This window comes from Pseudoalteromonas sp. B160, from assembly GCF_037162485.1.
Classification (GTDB): Bacteria; Pseudomonadota; Gammaproteobacteria; order Enterobacterales; family Alteromonadaceae; genus Pseudoalteromonas; species Pseudoalteromonas rhizosphaerae.
In genome coordinates, this window is record NZ_JARLUX010000001.1 from 2,514,740 (window position 1) to 2,535,178 (window position 20,439).

Consider the following 20,439-nt stretch of genomic DNA (forward strand, 5'->3'; position numbering starts at 1 on the left):
CCGATAAGCAACACTTACACGCTAAAGATCATAAAATGACTAAACCAGAAATTAACTTAGTAAACAAACCCAACGGCATAGGAATTGGGCGTATTTTAAAAGCAACTAAATGCTCAATTAAAGGTTTTAAAGCCGCATTTAAGGAAGAGTCGGCCTTTCGTAATGAGCTTGCGCTAGGGCTTGTATTATTGCCATTATCATTTTGGCTAGCGCAATCATTACAGCACTGGGTGATACTTATAATCAGCTTTTTGTTATTGTTGATTGTTGAGTTGCTAAATTCAGCAATTGAAGCATTAACAGATCGAGTCGGTGTTGAATATCATGTGTTATCAGGGCGAGCGAAAGATATTGCTTCAGCGGCTGTGACATTAGCACTGATAGTGTTATTTATTGTATGGGCTGTGGCTGGGTATGAAAAGATAATTACATTGATAGGTATAGGTTAGGAAGTTAGGTAAAACGTCACTGGCTTTGAGCGACAAGCTTCGAACACGCCCAAGCTCCTAGTTATACCAATCGACTTAAATATTTAACCATTCTAGCGAGCTAAATAAAGCGCTAACTGCGTTATAATTTTTTCAAGTAGAACAACTACATGTCAAAATTTACGCCTTGTTATCACTGTATTTATCTGTCGCTATAAATGGTCAGTAACTTAACACGATTGGTATCACTTTCTAGAACCTAGCTTTAATTGCGCGGGGTAAACCCGCGCCTATGTCTGGTAGCAGCGAGTTTACCTCGCGACAATAACCTAGGCATTTACAACAATATAATCAGCAGGCATAAAAAAAAGCGCCAATTGGCGCTTTTTCTACATTTACATAAAGGCTGATATTAAAGACCAGCTGCTGCGCGAAGTGCGTCTGCTTTATCTGTGCGTTCCCAAGGGAATTCATCACGACCAAAATGCCCGTAAGTTGCAGTTGGTAGATAAATTGGGCGCTCAAGATCAAGCATTTTAATTAAGCCATATGGACGTAAGTCAAAGTGTTCACGAATCAATTCAATTAAACGTGATTCTTCAAGCTTGCTGGTACCAAATGTTTCAACACTGATTGACGTTGGCTCTGCAACACCGATTGCGTAAGAAACTTGTAGCTCACATTTGTCAGCAAGGCCCGCAGCAACGATGTTTTTAGCAACGTAACGTGCAGCGTACGCAGCTGAACGGTCAACTTTTGATGGATCTTTACCAGAGAATGCACCGCCACCATGACGAGCCATGCCGCCATAGGTATCAACGATAATTTTACGACCAGTAAGACCACAGTCACCCATTGGGCCACCGATTACAAAACGGCCAGTCGGGTTAATGAAAAACTTAGTTGCACTAGTGATAAGCTCAGCAGGCAGTACTGGCTTGATGATTGTTTCCATCACAGCTTCTACTAAATCTTTTTGTGAAATGTCTTCACTGTGTTGAGTAGAAAGTACCACTGCGTCAATACCTACTGGCTTGCCGTTTTCATATGCAAAAGTAACTTGTGATTTTGCATCAGGACGTAACCAGTTAAGCTCGCCGCTTTTACGTACTTGCGCTTGACGCTGCACTAAACGGTGTGAGTAAGTGATTGGTGCAGGCATTAATACTTCAGTTTCGTTACATGCGTAACCAAACATTAGGCCTTGGTCGCCAGCGCCTTGTTCTTCTGGGCTAGTACGGTCAACACCTTGGTTGATGTCAGGAGACTGCTTACCAATCGTGTTTAAAATTGCACACGAGTCTGCATCAAAACCCATATCAGAATGAGTGTAGCCAATTTCACGTACAGTTTTACGTGTGATTTCTTCGATATCAACCCATGCGCTAGTAGTGATTTCACCACCAACCATAACCATACCAGTCTTTACGTAAGTTTCACACGCAACACGGGCATGAGAATCTTGTTCTAAGATGGCATCTAGTACCGCGTCAGAGATTTGGTCCGCGATTTTATCCGGATGACCTTCAGAAACAGATTCAGAAGTAAATAAATGTTTTGCCATTGTCTTTGCTCACAAATATTGCGCTTCACAAACGTCGGTAAGAGCGCTAAAAAATTTAGGGGCGTATTTTATCTAAAACAACGATAGTTGCATAGTTTTTTTACGCCTAGACGTCTAAATAAAATTACTAATAACTTTTTGTTCTTAAAAAATTCATAATGCCCAATTTAATCAGGTTTTTAATTGCATACAGCCCCTACAATAAGTAAGAATGGATCTTCAAATGAATACACACAATAACCAGCGCAAATACAGTAAAGGTAGGAGAATCCATGCCGTCTCGCAAAGAACTTGCAAATGCTATTCGCGTCTTATCAATGGACGCAGTACAAAAGGCCAAATCTGGCCACCCTGGAGCCCCTATGGGCATGGCTGATATCGCAGAAGTACTATGGCGCGATTATCTAAACCACAACCCAACAAATCCAGAGTGGGTAGATAGAGATCGATTTATACTTTCCAATGGCCACGGTTCAATGCTTATTTATTCTCTATTGCATTTAAGTGGTTATGATTTACCAATTGAGGAAATTAAAAACTTCCGTCAAATGCATTCAAAAACACCAGGACACCCAGAATATGGGTATGCGCCAGGTATTGAGACTACTACGGGCCCACTTGGTCAAGGGATCACTAACGCGGTAGGTATGGCGATTGCTGAAAAAGCATTAGCCGCGCAATTTAACCGCGAAGGTCACGATATTGTTGATCACCACACATATACTTTCTTAGGCGATGGTTGCTTAATGGAAGGTATTTCTCATGAAGCATGTTCACTTGCCGGCACATTAGGCCTAGGTAAGCTTGTTGCGTTTTGGGATGATAACGGTATTTCAATTGATGGTGAAGTTGAAGGTTGGTTTAGCGATGATACACCTGCACGCTTTAAAGCCTACGGTTGGCATGTAGTAAGTGACGTTGATGGCCATGACTCAGACGCTATCCGCGCAGCCATCGAAGAAGCACGCAGCATCACCGACAAACCAACACTAATTTGTTGTAAAACAGTTATCGGTTATGGTTCACCAAATAAATCAGGTAGCCATGATTGTCACGGCGCACCACTAGGTGAAGACGAAATCAAAGCAGCACGCGAGTTCCTTGGTTGGACTGGTGAAGCATTTGAAATCCCAGCTGATATTTATGCACAATGGGATGGCAAAGAAAAGGGTAAACAACTTGAAGCTAACTGGGATGAAAAATTTGCCGCGTACGCCGCTGCACACCCAGAACTAGCTGCTGAATTTAAACGCCGTACTAGTAGTGAGTTGCCAGCAGATTGGGCTGAAAAATCACAAGCATATATTGAGCAACTAGACGCAAATCCAGCAAACCCAGCATCACGTAAGGCATCGCAAGACGCACTGAATGCATTTGGTCCATTACTGCCTGAATTTATGGGCGGCTCAGCTGATTTAGCCGGTTCTAACCTGACTCTTTGGAAAGGCTCTAAAGGCTTAACACGCGATGATGCCAGCGGTAACTACATCTATTACGGTGTGCGTGAGTTTGGGATGTCGGCGATTATGAATGGTATTGCATTGCATAAAGGTTTTATTCCTTACGGCGCAACTTTCCTAATGTTTATGGAATATGCACGTAATGCTGTTCGTATGGCTGCACTTATGAAAGTGCCAAGCATTTTTGTATACACCCACGATTCAATCGGTTTAGGTGAAGATGGTCCAACTCACCAACCAGTAGAGCAAATTGCTAGCATGCGTTTAACGCCAAACTTAGTTAACTGGCGCCCGTGTGACCAAGTTGAGTCTGCGATTGCATGGCAACAAGCGATTGAACGCCAAGATGGTCCAACATCACTTATCTTTACTCGCCAAGGCCTTGAGCAACAAACTCGCTCAGCGCAGCAATTAAGCGACGTGAAAAAAGGTGGTTATGTGCTGAGCTGTGACGGCGAGCCTGAGCTTATCTTAATCGCAACTGGCTCTGAGGTGCAATTAGCACAAGATTCAGCCGCGCAACTGCGTAAGCAAGGTAAAAAAGTACGTGTTGTCTCTATGCCATCGACCGATGTATTTGATGTACAAGACGCTGCTTATAAAGAAAGTGTATTACCAGCTGCAGTTTCACGCCGCGTAGCCGTAGAAGCAGGTATTGCTGACTACTGGTATAAATACGTAGGTTTAAACGGCGCTGTAGTAGGTATGACCACCTTTGGTGAGTCAGCACCAGCTAATGAGCTGTTTGAGCACTTTGGCTTCACGGTAGAAAACATCGTAAACAAAGCAAACGAATTGTTTTAACCTTAAAGGTTAAAATGTAAAAAGCCCGCACTGTGTTAAACGCAGTGCGGGCTTTTTTATACAGAGCTGTAAGCTTTAAGCCGTCAGCTATCAGATGCCCATGAGTATTTTTCACATCACTACACTTGCATGCTATGCGTCCTTAAGGCAATGTGGTCGCAGTTAAATTATAAATCAAAGAACAGGAGTGAGGATGTCTCAGTTTGATAATGTAAGTGTTGTTAAAACAGCGAACGTATATTTTGACGGTAAAGTATCAAGTCGTACCGTGGTTTTTGCTGATGGCAGCACTAAAACGTTAGGTTTTATGCAACCTAGGTGAGTTTGAATTTGCTACGAGCAAAAAAGAATTGATGGAATTAAACGGCGGCCAGTGGGATGTATTACTCCCTGGTGAGACGAAATGGCAAACGATGTCAGCAGGGGAGTCTTTTAATGTTGATGCTAACGTTACCTTTCAAGTAAAAGTGACTGACTTTGCTGATTACTGTTGTTCGTATACTTAACATACAAATTAAGTGTCACGCTGAAAGCCCGCCATGCGCGGGCTTTTGCATATTTAATGTGACTAAATTGATCTACATCAGCTGTAATAACAAATAAATTTCATATTTATGCTTTTCTGCCTTGTGTTAATCTAAATAGCCCCCAATACTAGTTATGAGGTAACATAAAAAAGGATACCCTATGAAAATTAATCTTTCTGGTCACCATGTTGACGTTACTGACTCTATTAGAGAGCACATCAACGAAAAATTTTCAAAAATTGCGAGTCATTTTCCATCTCTGATCGCACTAGATATCATTCTTTCAAAAGAGCATCATAAGCTCCAAGCAGAAATCAGTACCATATACGAAGGCGCGCGTTTATCCGTTAAAGGTGAGAACGAAGTTCTTTATCCAGCTATTGCAAACGCGGCTAAAAAACTCGATGCAGCACTAAAGCATCGTAAAGGCCAAATTAAAGCCAATTTACATGAAAAACCGGTGAGCACTACACCTGAAATTGCTCATGAAATTATTCAAGAAATGGACCTACGTTAAATAATAAAGACGCTAGATCTTAGGCAACTAGGATCTAGCGATTTACATCTAAAGGACTAGTCCTCTAAACCTCCGCTTTACTCTTTATTTCTTAATTAAAACGCTGTAACTTGCTTATTATTAACCATAAGTAATAAGTACACAGATGCAGTCAGCAGTATCAATTTGGCAAACTCGTTTAAACGCACTAGGTCCTGGTATTTTAATGGCGACCGCTGCAATTGGTGGCTCACATTTAGTGGCATCAACGCAAGCAGGGGCTATTTTTGGCTGGCAGCTATTTTGGTTAATCCTCGTTGTTAACGTGCTTAAGTATCCGTTTTTCCGCTTTGGTATCGAGTACACGCTAGCCACAAAAAAAGCTTAGTTGAAGGCTATCAAAGTAAAGGCCCATGGTTTTTTTATAGTTTTATTGGGTTAAATATTATTGCTGCGGTGGTCAATACTGCTGGTGTGTTGCTATTAACGGCCAGTTTATTACACTACGCTTTACCCATTGCTATTTCAGTGACTTTACTGTGTTGGTTGATCCTCGCCGTTTGCTTAGTCATTTTATTACTCGGGCACTTTAAAGCACTCGATAACGTCGCAAAGGCTATTATGGGGCTACTTACACTAGCAACAGTCATTGCCCTAGCTATTGCATTTAGTAACGGCCCAATGGCACCTGCTGATTACGTTGGCCCATCTCCCTATGAACTTGCTATGCTGGGTTTTATGGTGGCATTGATGGGTTGGATGCCTGCACCGATTGAAATCTCAGCATTAAGCTCATTGTGGCTTAAAGAAAAGCAAAGTCAGCAAAGCGTGACTAAGGCTCAGGGGTTGTTTGATTTTAATTTAGGTTATTGGTTAACCGCAGGGCTGGCATTAGTATTCTTTTCACTTGGTGTGCTAGTGCAATATGGGCAAAGCGCGAATATAGAGCTCGGCGGCGTGGCATTTGCTAAACAGCTTATTGATATGTATGCCCTTACCATAGGTGAATGGGCACGACCATTAGTTTCAATTATCGCGTTTTTGTGTATGTTTGGCACAACTTTAACCGTGCTTGATGGCTACGCCCGCACATTAAACGAATCACACAAGTTATTAGGTTTTAAACAAAGTAAGCACAGCTTAAATATCTGGTTGATAGTACAATCTTTGGCGGGGATGGCGGTGATCTTATTCTTTAAATCAGCCCTTGGCCCTATGCTTACTTTTGCCATGACGCTAGCATTTTTGACCACGCCGATTTTTGCATGGCTGAACTTCAGCTTAGTTCGCTCAGTGCCAAGTATTCAGCATTCCAAAGTAATACAAAGCTTGAGCTGGTTAGGACTGATTTATTTAGTTGGCTTTGCGTTGGTGTTTTTGGTTTGGAAGCTTGGTTAACAGCAAAGTAGTTAATTGGAGTTTGCGCGGGGTAAACCCGCGGCTAGATATTGGTAGCAGCGAGTTTACCTCGCCACGGGCTGCGAGCTTCGAATACTAGAACCTAGCTACTACCTAAAACCTAGCTTCTATTTTTCAATTACTTCAGGCTTACTTGAAAAAATCATCGTCGTTTTTAGCAAGCATAGCTTCAATATCTTCAATCATATCTTGGCTTAAATCATCTGCAGAGGTAATAGGTGCAGAGATTTTATTGTTTTCAAACGACCATTCGCCTAAATCAATTAACTGACAGCGTTTTGAACAAAAAGGGCGGTGCGGACTTTTTCTGACCATTCGACTTCGTTTTTACACGTTGGGCAGCTTACAACTGTTGGCATAACATCTTCTCATACATATTGTTTACGATTTATAACTCTAAAACCTAGAAAGCTAGGTTTTAGGATCTTAAAAACTAGTTACTCGGTTTATCTCGGCTAATGAAGTCATACCGGCGGCAGCTTTTCTGAGGCCTGATAAACGCAAGTTATTAAAGCCTGACTTTAACGATACTTCAGCAATTTCTAGTGAATTACCGCCACGCATAATGATTTGCGCTATTTCTGGAGTAATCTGCATTACTTCATAAATACCCACACGACCTTTGTAGCCATCAGTGCAACTATCGCAGCCTTTGGGAGCAAATAAAGTGAGTTCAGTTATTTGTTCAGGGCTAAAACCTTGGCGTTGTAACTCTTCGTCCGGCAAGCTTTCTGGTGCTTTACATTTAGGGCATAAACGTCGAGCTAAGCGCTGTGCGATAATTAAGCTAATCGAGCTGGCAACGTTATAAGCAGGTACACCCATATTAAGTAAACGGGTTAGGGTTTCAGGAGCAGAGTTAGTATGTAAGGTCGATAATACCAAGTGACCAGTTTGCGCCGCTTTGATAGAAATTTCAGCGGTCTCAAGATCACGGATCTCACCGACCATCACCACATCAGGATCTTGACGTAAAAACGCTTTTAGCGCATTAGCAAAGGTCATCTCTGCGCGCGGGTTAATTTGTACTTGGTTGATACCTTCAAGGTTAATCTCAACCGGATCTTCTGCAGTGCTGATATTACGCTCTGGTTGGTTAAGAATATTCAAACCAGTGTAAAGTGATACTGTTTTACCCGAGCCGGTAGGGCCGGTAACTAAAATCATGCCTTGCGGTTGTTGCAGCGCATCCATATAGAGCTTTTTCTGCTCAGGTTCGTAACCCAGTACATCAATGCCAAGCATGGCACTGGATGAATCAAGGATACGCATTACTATTTTTTCGCCCCACAAAGTCGGCAGCGTACTTACCCGGAAATCGATACTTTTACGTTCGGTGATTTTAAGTTTGATACGGCCATCTTGTGGTTTGCGTTTTTCGGCAATATCTAAGCGTGCCATTACTTTTATCCGCGCTGATAAACGCGTGGCTAAGCTGTTCGGCGGGCTGGCCATTTCATGTAAAATGCCATCGATACGAAAACGCACGCGGTATTTATGTTCGTAAGGTTCAAAGTGTAAATCCGAGGCGCCTTTTTTAATTGCATCCATCAAAATTTTATTGATGTATACGATAATCGGGGCATCGTCTTTTTCGTCTTCGCCATTGTTTTGTATTTCGCGAGGACCTTCGGTATCTAAATCACTAAATTCTTTAAATTCTTCATCACTTAAATTTAAACTGCCCGACGCATCAAGCAGTTGATCTATTTTGGCTTCAAGCTGGCGATAATCAACAACGACCACCTCACAAGCAAGCCCTGTACTGAATTCAAAGTTTTCAAAAGCACCATAATCAGTCGGATCCGACGCGGCAATGTAGAGTTTACGGCCTTTTTTAACTAAAGGTAGAATATGATGATCTTTGATCAGCTTTTCTTTAACAAGCTCTTTTGGGATCAGCTCGACGTCAAACTCACGTATATCAAAATAAGGCACTCGGAATAAGTCGATACATTGCTCGGCAAGTTCATGACCATCAATACCGCTGCATTTTGCGATCAACTCTGCTGTTGAGCCATACTCACGCTGTTTGAGTTTGACTGTTTCTGCGTCAATACGGCCAAGCGTAATAAACTTTCTAAGTAATGGTGAATTAATATTCATTGCGCACCTTGGTTAGATCCTTTCATAGCCAGCAATTTATCAGAAAAAAGAATGGTATAACATCAGTCTTGTCGATTTAAGGTAATTTGACAACAAAAAGCTAAAAAGTTTTTGTTTATCACAACCGTTATCATCTTTATTAGTTAGCTTTAGTCGTTAGTTGTAAGTAGTTTTGATGAAGCTGCATTATATCCTGCTCAACCAAATGCAATGGGCGGTTGTTATCAATCACATCGTCAGCTCGATGTCGTTTATCCTCGCGTGACATTTGTGCGGCGATAATACTGCGTGCTTGCTGCTCAGAGGTGTTATCGCGGGCGATAGTACGCTTGAGTTGTATTTCTACAGGAACGTCAATCACTAAAGTGCGATCACAATATTGCTCAAGACCATTTTCAAATAACAGTGGTGCGACGAGCACCACATATGCGCTGTTTGCAGAGTGTAAATCAGTAAGGGTTTTTTCACGGATCAGTGGATGCAGCAAATTATTAAGCCAAGTTTTTTGCGCTGTATCAGCAAAAATAATCTCACGTAATTGCGCCCGGTTTAAACTGCCGTCGGGGTTTAGCACTTGGGCACCAAAATGCTCACTAATAGCAGCTAAACCAGGGCTATGCGGTTTGACTACGTGGCGTGCAATAATGTCAGCATCAACCACGGTAATAGCGAGTTTTTCAAACATGGCACTAACGGCGCTTTTTCCGCAACCAATACCGCCGGTTAAGCCCAGCACCCAATTTTTCATCGCTTTATGAGTGGATGCATTCATATTAATAACCTAACAAGTTAAAATAAAATACTTGGATTTGTGTGCCCCATAACAAAGTAACCCAACCGGCAATGGCTAAATAAGGCCCAAATGGAATTGGCGTGGCTTTATCTTTGCCTTGAATACTCAATAACGCGATACCAATAATAGCGCCTACTACACTCGATAATAAAACAATGGTGAGTAATGATTGCCAGCCAAGCAATGCGCCAAATACCGCCAGTAATTTAAAATCACCATAGCCCATGCCTTCTTTACCGGTGAGCAGTTTAAATAGCCAAAATACGCTCCAGAGGCTTAAGTAACCACATGCTGCACCAATAATGGCATCTGTTGGGGAGATAGTGATGCCCATTACCGCAGCAATTAATGCTAACCAGACTAAAGGTAAGGTGAGTTGGTCAGGCAGTAGCATATGATCAATGTCAATAAAGGTAAGGGCGACGAGCACCCAAGTAATTAAAATATACAGTAGTGCCTGCTCAGTCGCGCCAAAGGTGTAGGCCACTATTAAGCTTAAAACCGCAGTAAGCATTTCAACAATTGGGTAACGTACTGAAATTGGGTTACTGCAACTGGCGCAGCGACCTTTTAACAATAACCAGCTAATAACAGGAATGTTTTGCCAAGGCTTAATGGCTGTTTTGCATTTTGGGCAAGTAGAGTTAGGTTTGACCAGATTAAACTCAGTTTCTGTATTATCAGCTTTTGTAGGTTTTAAATCGTCAGCCAGTAAAACACGGCATTCTGTTTGCCATTCACGTTGCATCATTATCGGCAACCGGTAAATAACTACATTCAAAAAACTGCCAATACACAGGCTCACTAAGCCAACAGTGAGTAAGTAAAACCATAATTGGTTTTGCATAACAGTGATTATATCAAGAAAAAAATTTTGCATTCGCTAAAACCTAAAACCTAAAATCTAAAAACTACTAAAAGCTCGCACTTACGTGTATGTAGCAGCGAGTTTATCTCGTGACTGTTTATACATTTACACTGATAAACTTATTTTACCACCGAGGGCACAAAGGTGCTGCGCGCTATACAGAGAAACCAAAGTAAAAAATCTTTGATTTCTTCTCTGTGTTCTCGGTGGTGAATTAATCACTGACAGAACTTTAATCTATTGCGCGGGGTAAACCCGCGACTACGCATTGGTAGCAGCGAGTTTACCTCGTGACTGTTTATACATTTCCACCGATAAACTTATTTTACCACCGAGGGCACAAAGGTGCTGCGCGCTACACTTAGAGACCAAAGTAAAAAATCACTTATTTCTTCTCTGTGAACTCTGTGTTCTCGGTGGTGAATTAATCACTGACAGAACTTTAATCTAATTGCGTGGGGTAACCCCGCGCCTACGTATTGGTAGCAGCGAGCTTACCTCGCGACTGTTTATACATTTCCACCGATAAACCTATTTTACCACCGAGGGCACAAAGGCGCTGCGCGCTACACAGAGAAACCAAAGTAAAAAATCACTTATTTCTTCTCTGTGAACTCTGTGTTCTCGGTGGTGAATTAATCACTGACAGAACTTGAATCTATTGCGCGGGGTTACCCCGCGCTTACGTGTATGTAGCAGCGAGTTTATCTCGCGACTGTTTATACATTTACACAAACAAACCTATTTTACCACCGAGGGCACAAAGGCGCTTCGCGCTACACAGAGAAACCAAAGTAAAAAATCACTTATTTCTTCTCTGTGAACTCTGTGTTCTCGGTGGTGAATTAATCACTGACAGAACTTGAATCTATTGCGCGGGGTAATCCCGCGCCTACGTATTGGTAGCAGCGAGTTTATCTCGCGACAATGAGATTATTTTCGCGGTGGCAAGCCTCTCGCCTACAAGTAATATCCACAATTAAAAACCTTTCTGCACAAAGAGTAGTGAATGAGAGCAAATGAGAAAAGCGCCACTGGCTTCGAATACACCCTAGCCACTTCCTAGAACCTATTTTTACAATTACTTCTTTAAAGCGCAGCGTTTCTTAATCTCTGTGGTGAATAAATCACTTAAATAAAAAAGATGTTGCATTGCTTAATATAAATTAGGAACATTATTGCTTACAGCTTACAGCTTACAGCTTACAGCTTACAGCTTACAGCTTACAGCTTACAGCTTACAGCTTACAGCTTACAGCTTACAGCTTACAGCTTACAGCTTACAGCTTACAGCTTACAGCTTACAGCTTACAGCTTTATATAACCGACCCAAGTTGGAAAATAGGTAAGTACATGGCAATAATTAAACCGCCAACCAGTACGCCGAGTACCGCCATAATAAGTGGCTCTAATAGGCTTGATAAACCATCTACTGCATCATCAACTTCTTGCTCATAAATAGTAGCGACTTTTGCTAGCATGCCATCTAAAGAGCCTGACTCTTCACCTATGGCTACCATTTGTATCACCATATCTGGGAATATTTTTGAGTTGCGCATCGCCCAGTTCATTTGATTACCCGAGCTTACTTCAGCTTTTATATCTAAAATAGCATAACGATAAACCGCGTTACCTGAAGCTCCAGCAGCAGAATCAAGTGCATCAACTAGCGGTACACCTGCCGCAAAGGTGGTCGAAAGCGTACGAGCATAACGTGCCACCGCGGCTTTGTTTAAAATCATGCCTATTACAGGAAGCCTTAAAATTGCACGGTCGTTGGCGTCGCGCAGCTTTTTACTTTTTAGCAGTGCCTCTTTATAAGCCCAACCAAAACCAACAAGGGCAATGAACATCATCCACCAATATTCCTGCATAAACTCAGAAATGCCTATAACCATCAAGGTAAACGCAGGGAGCTCTGCACCAAAGCCGGCAAAAATATCTTGGAATTGCGGTACTACAAAGATAAGTAAAATAGAGGTAACAATTAACGCCACTACTAATACCGCAATAGGATAAAACATGGCTTTTTTAATTTTTGATTTTAGTGCTTCAGATTTTTCTTTATAAAGGGCAACACGGTCAAATATTTTATCCAGCGCACCGGACTGCTCACCGGAGGCCACTAAATCACAATATAAATCATCAAAATAACGAGGGTGTTTACGTAGTGCGTTAGATAAAGTACCACCGGCTTTCACTTCATCGCCAACGGTTTCCATCAATTTGCTAACACTTTTATTGGTAGCGCCGGTGCCAATCATTTCGATTGATTGAATAAGTGGTACGCCCGCCATTAGCATAGTGGCAATTTGCCGCGTAACTAAAGCAATATCTTTTGCTGTGATTTTCTGCATACGTGCGCCAAATAGAGGTTTGGCTTTACGTTTAACTTTTGATGGCGTGATACCTTGTTTACGTAATTGGGCTTTGACTAAAGCTATACTCATCCCATTCATTTCACCTTCTAAACGTTTCCCTCGGGCGCTTACACCAACCCATTCGAAGGTATCTTGTCCTTTTTTATCTGTTTCTTTAGCCATTGCTTTATTCCGAATTACGTTTAGGAAATAAAAAATTATTATACTCTATAGTAGCCAGCTTTAACTGCTTAAACAATTGATTAGATAAACTTAAGCTGATTAAATAGGCTTAATTCAATTTGTTTATCTTTTAGTTGGAGTGTAATGCGTTAATGAGTGTTATTTACTTAAGAAAACTAAAATGGTCTGGTTTGCATTTTTTACTCGGACTACTTGTATTATCGATTGCTGGTTTTTATATTTATTCTCAGTGGTTTTATGCAGGTAGACATTATTTAACAGACTTAGTTGGACTTGCTGGAATCATTCTATCAATTGATTTAATTCTCGGGCCGGTACTTTGTTTTTGGTTATTATCGCCAGTAAAAACAAGGAAAGAAAATATCACCAACCTGATACTTATCGTATTTTTGCAAGTAATTTCTTTAGGTTATGGTGTAAAGCAAATTGACAGTCAGCGCTTAGCTTATATTGTGAAATGGCAGGCATCATATTTTGCAATTTCAAAAGGCGATGCGAGAGATGGGTATACGTTCGAGGGTTTTTACTCGTTTAATGAACCAGCTGTTGGCACTAAAAACCGTCCGTTGTACGACAAGTTAATTGGCCAATCGATTCCACCAATCGAAATGAATGAGTTTTTTGAATCAACAGATTTTGCAACTGAGTGTAAAACAATATGTGGGGTAATCACCAAGAATGGCATTGTTAATATTACAAAAAGCAATGGTGTACTTACCTTTAACAAGTCCCTTCGCTAATACATGTACTTGCAGAAGATAACTCCCACTGGAGTTGATTTGCATTTATATTCGCAACCATGATGTAAGTATCACCAGCATTTGATATTGAAGCTTCACTGCTTGCAGTGGAGGTTATTTTATAGTTCCCTGCTGTGTTTAATATCTCAATATTAGCAATGAACTTTGGTGCAAGATAATTTGATTTATTGGTACCTATTTTACTGAATGAGTCACAATTATTGAGTGTTTCTCTAGCATAAAAACAAACTTCAATAGCGCGTTGCAGGGCGTTAGTTGCAAGTACTACTTCCGTAAATTTAGCGCGTTTGTAGTGGTTGTTATAGGCAGGAAGAGCTAATGACACCAAAATCCCCACAATGGCGATGGTAATCATTAGCTCGATCAATGAGAAGCCGAGTGCTTTTCTCATTAACTTTAGCTGTGCTTCGTTATTAGCAAAGCCCATCAGCGATGCATGAGCCAGTTTGTGCCCAAGTTAATGTGCCTAAAGATACAGCTCCACTAACAGCTGGTGTTGGTGTTAAAATATAAGTTGAATCATCTACTGTTGATTCACCCGTTGCAGTCACAACTGCTGTAGTTGCTGTAATTCCAACACTTTTCACTTGTTTTCCTGCAGCTGCGCCATCTACATCTAAACCAATTTTCCCAGCAGTATCACAGTTAGCTAAACTACCTTCACCACGAGTCTGATAACATACATCTACGAGTCCTTTAGCTGAAGATGCAGCAAGTACAACTTCAGAAAAACGTGCTTTTTTAGTGTAAGTTTGGTACTGCGGTAATGCAATAGCTGCAAGAATACCGATGATTGCGATAACAATCATTAATTCAATTAGGGTAAAACCCTTTTGACTTTGTTGTGTCATTTTTTCCATGTTCCTCTCCTAAAGGATAGTGTTTTTTGTAAGCTAAATAAATTATGTTAGTAAAGTGTGTAATCACGTTAGCTATTGTAACTGCTTTATCTTACGGTTTTTTTAAAATCGTTAAATTACTAATACCTAACCCAGTGCCTAGCTAAATACTGCTGGATAGGTTTTAGCAACTATTAAAATTACTCTGTTAGATCTACTTTAGCACTAAAACAGCTGATTGAAAGCGGCTTTAACTGCATTTCATCGAATTTTAAAAACTTTCTTCACCCACTACTTGGTATTAATGTTGTTTATTTAACTCACAGCTTTCATCAAAGTAGCCGTGCGGTGTAAAACAATACCCGTAAGTAGTTCTTTAGAATTGGTTGAAAGTTATTTAATTCACCCTTGAGGCTTACATTAGCACTGTTTTGTATTATATGAAGCACTAAAATTAACAATTTGTTACAGTGTAAGCCTTTCGGCGTATTTAATGCTTTTTTAATCAGTTTGTCAACGCATTAGGGAAACATAATATTTGTTATTTAGTTTGATTATTACTCAAAGCGCATTGACAAATCGATTGACTGTAAATTTTTTGTAAGTGCCCCGCTGGATATAAAATCGACCCCAGCCTGTGAGTAGGTGCGCAGTGTTTCTAGGGTCATATTACCCGAGACTTCTAATTTAGCGCGCTTATCGGTCAGTACCACTGCTTGTTGAATTTGCTCAACGCTAAAGTTATCCAGCATTATAATATCAGCACCGGCTGTAATGGCTTGATCTAGCTCAATAAGTGATTCGACTTCTACTTCTACTGGTTTAGTTGGATGATTAAGTTTTGCTTGCGCTACGGCTTTATCGATGCCACCACAGGCGGCAATGTGGTTTTCTTTAATTAAAAACGCATCAAATAAGCCAATGCGATGATTTGCGCCACCGCCACATTTGACCGCGTACTTTTGTAATGCACGTAGGCCCGGAATGGTTTTACGGGTATCGAGTAGTTGGGTGTTGGTGCCACTGAGTTCTTTTACATAATGCGCTGTGGTGGTGGCTGTACCTGACAAGGTTTGTACAAAATTAAGTGCGGTACGTTCGGCTGTTAAAATAGCGCGGGCAGCACCTATTGCTGTAAATAAGGTATCGTTAGCTTTAACTGTATCACCATCATTTACCAATACATTAACTGCTACACTCGGATCAACTTGTTTGAATACTTCTAAGATAATGTCTTTACCGCAAAACACGCAATCTTCACGGGTGATCACTTTGGCATTAGCATGCTGCGCCGCTGGAATTAATTGCGCGGTGATGTCGCCTTGTTCGGCTGTTTGGTAATTTAAATCTTCATCAAGGGCAAGTTTAACCAATTGGCTTAAAAGGCTGTGTGGGATAGACATTATAAAAGCTCATTATAATTAAGAAATTGCACAAATTTTACATGGTTTGAAAGTGAAAGAGAAGGCTGAAGCTATAAGTTTGATTAGGTTCTAGGTTCTAGGTTTTAGGAAGTGACTAGGTGCTAGGGCATATTCGAAGTTCGTCGTTCGAAGCCCGTGGCATTTGTTCTTCTCATTCACTTCTCTTTGCGCAAAAGTCTTTTAGTGATTTATTCACCACAGAGAGCACCGAGCTCACAGAGGAAAAACCAATAGGTAATAGTGATTAACTTTACTTTTGTCTTCTCGGTGTAGCAAAGCGCCTCGGTGGTGAAATAGTGTGTCTGTGTAAATGTAAAAACAGTCGCGAGGTAAACTCGTTGCTACCAATACGTAGGCGCGGGTTTACCCCGCGTATATTCACAAACAGGTTATGAGACGCGGTGCATTAGATAAGTAATTTAAAAATAGGTTCTAGGTTTTAGGAAGTGACTAGGTGCTAGGGGGTATTCGAAGCTCGTCGCTCGAAGCCCGTGGCATTTGCTCTTCTCATTCACTTCTCTTTGTGCAAAAGTCTTTTAGTGATTTATTCACCACAGAGAGCACCGAGCTCACAGAAGAAAAACCAATAGGTAATAGTGATTAACTTTACTTTTGTCTTCTCGGTGTAGCAAAGCGCCTCGGTGGGCTCGGTGGTTAAATAGTTTGTCTGTGTAAATGTAAAAACAGTCGCGAGGTAAACTCGTTGCTACCAATACGTAGGCGCGGGTTTACCCCGCGTATATTCATAAACAGGTTATGAGACGCGGTGCATTAGATAAGTAATTTAAAAATAGGTTCTAGGTTTTAGGAAGTGACTAGGTGCTAGGGTGTATTCGAAGCTCGTCGCTCGAAGCCCGTGGCATTTGTTCTTCTCATTCACTTCTCTTTGTGCAAAAGTCTTTTAGTGATTTATTCACCACAGAGAGCACCGAGCTCACAGAAGAAAAACCAATAGGTAATAGTGATTAACTTTACTTTTGTCTTCTCGGTGTAGCAAAGCGCCTCGGTGGGCTCGGTGGTTAAATAGTTTGTCTGTGTAAATGTAAAAACAGTCGCGAGGTAAACTCGTTGCTACCAATACGTAGGCGCGGGTTTACCCCGCGTATATTCACAAACAGGTTATGAGACGCCGCGCATTAGAGAAGTAATTTAAAAATAGGGACTAGGTTTTAGGAAGTGACTAGGTGCTAGGGGTATTCGAAGCTCGTCGCTCGAAGCCCGTGGCATTTGTTCTTCTCATTCACTTCTCTTTGTGCAAAAGTCTTTTAGTGATTTATTCACCACAGAGAGCACCGAGCTCACAGAGGAAAAACCAATAGGTAATAGTTATTAACTTTACTTTTGTCTTCTCGGTGTAGCAAAGCGCCTCGGTGGGCTCGGTGGTTAAATAGTGTGTCTGTGTAAATGTAAAAACAGTCGCGAGGTAAACTCGCTGCTACCAATGCGTAGGTGCGGGTTTACCCCGCGCAATTAAAATTTATTCACAAAGAGGATAAGAGGCGCTGCGCTTTAGAGGAAAATAGGAAAATAGGAACTAGGGAAGTGACTAGCTGCTAGGTGAACTTACAGCCCGCAGCTCGTTACCCGTAGCCCGTGGCTTTCTCTTCTCGGTGGTGAAATTGGTTTGTCTATGGAAATGTAAAAACAGTCGCGAGGTAAACTCGCTGCTACCGGCGCAAAACAATGAAAGTGCTTTGCTGTTATTCTACTTGGAAATCTATTAGCATCTGACTATGCATTTATTTACAGGCCATTATGAATATAAACTATGAAAATAAACTCTTTTGGTGTTGTTAGTACCGCTATCCAGCGACCAAGTACGCATTTTGATGAGCGCCCACTAGGTGAGGAAATATCTTTATTAGTGATTCATAATATTTCCTTGCCAGCAGGGCAGTTTGCCACGCCGTTTGTGGATGATTTGTTTATGGGATGTATTGATTGCCAAGCACACCCTAGCTTTGCTGATTTAAAGGGGTTGAGAGTTTCAGCACATTGTTTTATCAAACGCAGCGGTGAAATAGTTCAGTATGTGCCTTTTAGTAAACGTGCTTGGCATGCTGGGCAGTCTGAGTTTTTAGGACGTAGTCAGTGTAATGATTTTAGTATTGGTATTGAGCTTGAAGGTACAGATACAACGGCGTATACCCAAAATCAATATAATGCATTACAATCCTTAACTAAGACATTGATATATAAATACCCAGCTATCACTCGCGAGCGTATTGTTGGCCATTGTCACATTGCATCAGGGCGAAAAACAGACCCTGGAGACAGTTTTGATTGGAATCATTATTTTGCTGCTATATTTTAACTAGCGCCAATTTGGAAAGAGAAAAGTATGATCTTAATTTCTATAATAATAGCTCTGATATTAGAGCGTTTAGGTGCCCGATCTGATTATTGGCAAATAAGCTATTACGCGCAAGGCTATTTAACACGTTCAAAAAAACAGCTTGGCGAGCAAGGTCTATTCAATTCGCCTGCAGGATTTATTATTTGGCTGTGTTTGCCGGTATTACTTGTGGCGGTTATTTTTACCTTATCTGATTTTGTATTATGGCAGTTAGCCATTAATGTGGCTGTGCTGCTGGTTTGCTTTGGCTGTGCTAAACAACGTGCTTTATATAAGTCCTATTTAAATGCGCTAACCCGTGATGATCAGCAAGCGGCAACCTTATATGCACTGCAAATGGGGCAAAAGAAAACGGAAGAGCAAAAAGGTGGCGAAACTTTTGGACAAACGTTGGCTTGGGTAAACTTTCGTTTTTATTGTGCAGTTATTTTTTGGTTTGTAATATTAGGCGTACCTGGCGCGACCTTGTATGCATTAGTACGTACTTTTGCTGATTTAGTGCAGGACGACCATAAAGTTGTGTATGCCAAACGATTTAAACTTATTCATTCATTATTATTTTGGCTTGATTGGTTACCAGCCAGAATCGCCAGCTTTGGTTATCTAGTAATAGGTAACTTTAATAAAGGCACCAGTTGCTGGCTGCATTATGCACTCGATTTTACAGTGAGTAACCGTAAAGTGGTTACTAATACCGCGCTTGCCGCAGAGCAAATAGAACAGCAACATTTTGGTTGCGCGTATGAAGCAACTTGTATGATGAAGCTTGTAAAACGAAATGTGTTATTTTACTTGGTGTTGATTGCCTTGCTAACGTTGTTTGGCGGGTTAGCGTAAATAAACAGGTCCTAGGTTTTAGGGAAGTTATTGTTAAAACCTAAAACCTAGGACCTAAAACTTAAAACCTCATCTCCCAATCATCTGGTCAGACCATTGTGTTTTTTTATAAAATTCCTTCCTAAACACTGGCTTTATCTCATACTGTTTGATCTTTGTGCAAAATACGTTAGGGTGTTTTTTAAGGTGCGTCGCAGCGAAATTGACAGCAAACTTGCTTTTTGATAACGTATGGCTCAAATTTGGTATGACCAATTTACCTTTTGGTCTAGTCTCTGGGCACAAACTTGGATTTTTCAGGTTACATTTCCACTACAATGCGGACGTTGATTAATGTCTTTAAAGATTAAAGCAGCAAAACTATCGGATGTTATTTTACAGCAACTTGAGAACATGATTCTTGAGGGCTCATTAGCACCGGGTGAGAAACTGCCGCCAGAGCGTGAATTAGCCAAACAATTTGAAGTGTCTCGCCCTTCATTACGTGAAGCCATTCAAAAGCTAGAGGCAAAAGGCTTAGTAACGCGACGTCAAGGTGGCGGGACGTTTGTAAAAAACCAGCTAGAAGAAGGGCTCACTGATCCGTTATTTGACTTGATCAGTAAACATCCTGAATCACAGTTTGATTTATTAGAGTTTCGTCATGCTCTCGAAGGGATTGCAGCTTATTATGCTGCGCTTCGTGGTACTAGCACCGACTTTGCTAAAGTTAAGCAAAGCTTTGAATGCATTGCATTGGCTCATGATGATTTACTACAAAAAGCCAAAGCAATTAACGCGTTTCACTTTAGTGTGGCAGAAGCCTCGCATAATGTGGTGTTACTGCATTTAGTGCGCGGTATGCGGGCATTGCTTGAGCAAAATGTTTTACAAAATTTAACGGTATTGTTAGAGAAGCCGCATATTAGTTCGCGCTTAGCTGAGCACCGCCGTTTATTGATGGATGCAGTGATTGAAGGGAATCCAGAGCAAGCGCGACTTGCCAGTAATGCTCACTTAGCTTTCATTGAAGAAGCGTTATTGGAAGCAGGTAAAGAGCATTCACGAATTGAGCGTAGTTTAAGACGCACAAAGCAAAATTAAGTAACAAAAAACTAAGTTAAAGATAAATAATTTAAGCAAGTGCTGTATATGGCAACACGATTACCACAGTGCTAATTAAGAACATTCGTATTTTAAACATAAGGAAACCT

15 protein-coding genes and 3 pseudogenes are annotated in these 20,439 nt (G+C 41.1%); 9 read left to right on the top strand and 9 right to left on the bottom strand.

Annotation, left to right across the window (positions count from 1 at the left end; all coding sequences use genetic code 11):
- Window positions 1–35: 35 nt before the first annotated feature.
- On the top strand, window positions 36–449 hold the full coding sequence (locus P4S61_RS11705; RefSeq protein ID WP_442961560.1) for a diacylglycerol kinase: 414 nt from the start codon (window positions 36–38) through the stop codon (window positions 447–449).
- Between the two features lie 391 nt (window positions 450–840).
- Here the strand turns inward: P4S61_RS11705 and metK are convergent, their stop codons facing one another.
- Complete coding sequence (metK, locus tag P4S61_RS11710) at window positions 841–1,992, bottom strand: methionine adenosyltransferase (protein WP_337118305.1); 1,152 nt, start codon at window positions 1,990–1,992, stop codon at window positions 841–843.
- A gap of 272 nt (window positions 1,993–2,264) precedes the next feature.
- Between metK and tkt the strand changes: the two genes are divergently transcribed.
- The 4 genes and pseudogenes from tkt to P4S61_RS11730 all read left to right on the top strand — a co-directional run bounded on the left by tkt (window position 2,265) and on the right by P4S61_RS11730 (window position 6,677).
- A complete protein-coding gene (gene tkt, locus P4S61_RS11715) occupies window positions 2,265–4,256 on the top strand; it encodes a transketolase (protein WP_337118306.1) in 1,992 nt (663 codons plus the stop codon).
- Window positions 4,257–4,449: 193 nt separating this feature from the next.
- Window positions 4,450–4,762, top strand: a pseudogene (ppnP, locus tag P4S61_RS11720) (pyrimidine/purine nucleoside phosphorylase).
- A gap of 181 nt (window positions 4,763–4,943) precedes the next feature.
- Complete coding sequence (gene hpf / locus P4S61_RS11725; RefSeq protein WP_145235189.1) at window positions 4,944–5,300, top strand: ribosome hibernation-promoting factor, HPF/YfiA family; 357 nt, start codon at window positions 4,944–4,946, stop codon at window positions 5,298–5,300.
- A 205-nt stretch (window positions 5,301–5,505) separates the two neighbouring features.
- Window positions 5,506–6,677, top strand: a pseudogene (locus tag P4S61_RS11730) (NRAMP family divalent metal transporter).
- Window positions 6,678–6,827: 150 nt separating this feature from the next.
- Here the strand turns inward: P4S61_RS11730 and yacG are convergent.
- The 5 genes and pseudogenes from yacG to P4S61_RS11755 form a co-directional block, all read right to left on the bottom strand.
- Window positions 6,828–7,057 (bottom strand): annotated as a pseudogene (gene yacG / locus P4S61_RS11735) (DNA gyrase inhibitor YacG).
- Between the two features lie 67 nt (window positions 7,058–7,124).
- Entirely contained in the window at window positions 7,125–8,804 is a 1,680-nt protein-coding gene (pilB, locus tag P4S61_RS11740) for a type IV-A pilus assembly ATPase PilB (RefSeq protein WP_145235193.1), read from the bottom strand.
- A 139-nt stretch (window positions 8,805–8,943) separates the two neighbouring features.
- Window positions 8,944–9,576: a dephospho-CoA kinase gene (coaE, locus tag P4S61_RS11745; protein WP_337118307.1), complete on the bottom strand. Its 633-nt coding sequence runs from the start codon at window positions 9,574–9,576 to the stop codon at window positions 8,944–8,946.
- 1 nt (window position 9,577) lies between these two features.
- Complete coding sequence (locus tag P4S61_RS11750) at window positions 9,578–10,477, bottom strand: prepilin peptidase (RefSeq protein ID WP_337118308.1); 900 nt, start codon at window positions 10,475–10,477, stop codon at window positions 9,578–9,580.
- Between the two features lie 1,304 nt (window positions 10,478–11,781).
- Window positions 11,782–13,008, bottom strand: coding sequence for a type II secretion system F family protein (locus P4S61_RS11755; RefSeq protein ID WP_337118309.1), 1,227 nt, complete (start codon window positions 13,006–13,008; stop codon window positions 11,782–11,784).
- A 152-nt stretch (window positions 13,009–13,160) separates the two neighbouring features.
- Here P4S61_RS11755 and P4S61_RS11760 point away from each other — a divergent pair, with 152 nt between their 5' ends.
- Window positions 13,161–13,769, top strand: coding sequence for a fimbrial assembly protein (locus P4S61_RS11760; RefSeq protein WP_337118310.1), 609 nt, complete (start codon window positions 13,161–13,163; stop codon window positions 13,767–13,769).
- On the opposite strand, the gene P4S61_RS11765 is transcribed toward P4S61_RS11760, so the two are convergent.
- The 3 genes from P4S61_RS11765 to nadC form a co-directional block, all read right to left on the bottom strand.
- Window positions 13,750–14,217 carry a pilin gene (locus tag P4S61_RS11765; protein ID WP_259397165.1) on the bottom strand — a complete coding sequence of 156 codons (468 nt, stop codon included), beginning with the start codon at window positions 14,215–14,217 and terminating at the stop codon, window positions 13,750–13,752. The two genes, P4S61_RS11760 and P4S61_RS11765, sit on opposite strands and share 20 nt — an antisense overlap.
- Window positions 14,204–14,650 carry a prepilin-type N-terminal cleavage/methylation domain-containing protein gene (locus tag P4S61_RS11770; RefSeq protein WP_182731561.1) on the bottom strand — a complete coding sequence of 149 codons (447 nt, stop codon included), beginning with the start codon at window positions 14,648–14,650 and terminating at the stop codon, window positions 14,204–14,206. Before P4S61_RS11770 ends, P4S61_RS11765 begins: the two co-directional genes overlap by 14 nt.
- Window positions 14,651–15,186: 536 nt before the next feature.
- A complete protein-coding gene (gene nadC / locus P4S61_RS11775) occupies window positions 15,187–16,032 on the bottom strand; it encodes a carboxylating nicotinate-nucleotide diphosphorylase (protein WP_337118311.1) in 846 nt (281 codons plus the stop codon).
- A 1,789-nt stretch (window positions 16,033–17,821) separates the two neighbouring features.
- Between nadC and ampD the strand changes: the two genes are divergently transcribed.
- The 3 genes from ampD (at window position 17,822) to pdhR (ending at window position 20,329) form a co-directional block, all read left to right on the top strand.
- Window positions 17,822–18,367, top strand: a complete 546-nt coding sequence (ampD, locus tag P4S61_RS11780) for a 1,6-anhydro-N-acetylmuramyl-L-alanine amidase AmpD (RefSeq protein WP_182718484.1) — start codon at window positions 17,822–17,824, stop codon at window positions 18,365–18,367.
- 27 nt (window positions 18,368–18,394) lie between these two features.
- Window positions 18,395–19,246: a beta-lactamase regulator AmpE gene (gene ampE / locus P4S61_RS11785; protein WP_182731559.1), complete on the top strand. Its 852-nt coding sequence runs from the start codon at window positions 18,395–18,397 to the stop codon at window positions 19,244–19,246.
- 333 nt (window positions 19,247–19,579) lie between these two features.
- Window positions 19,580–20,329 carry a pyruvate dehydrogenase complex transcriptional repressor PdhR gene (gene pdhR, locus P4S61_RS11790; protein ID WP_145235214.1) on the top strand — a complete coding sequence of 250 codons (750 nt, stop codon included), beginning with the start codon at window positions 19,580–19,582 and terminating at the stop codon, window positions 20,327–20,329.
- Window positions 20,330–20,439: the final 110 nt, after the last annotated feature.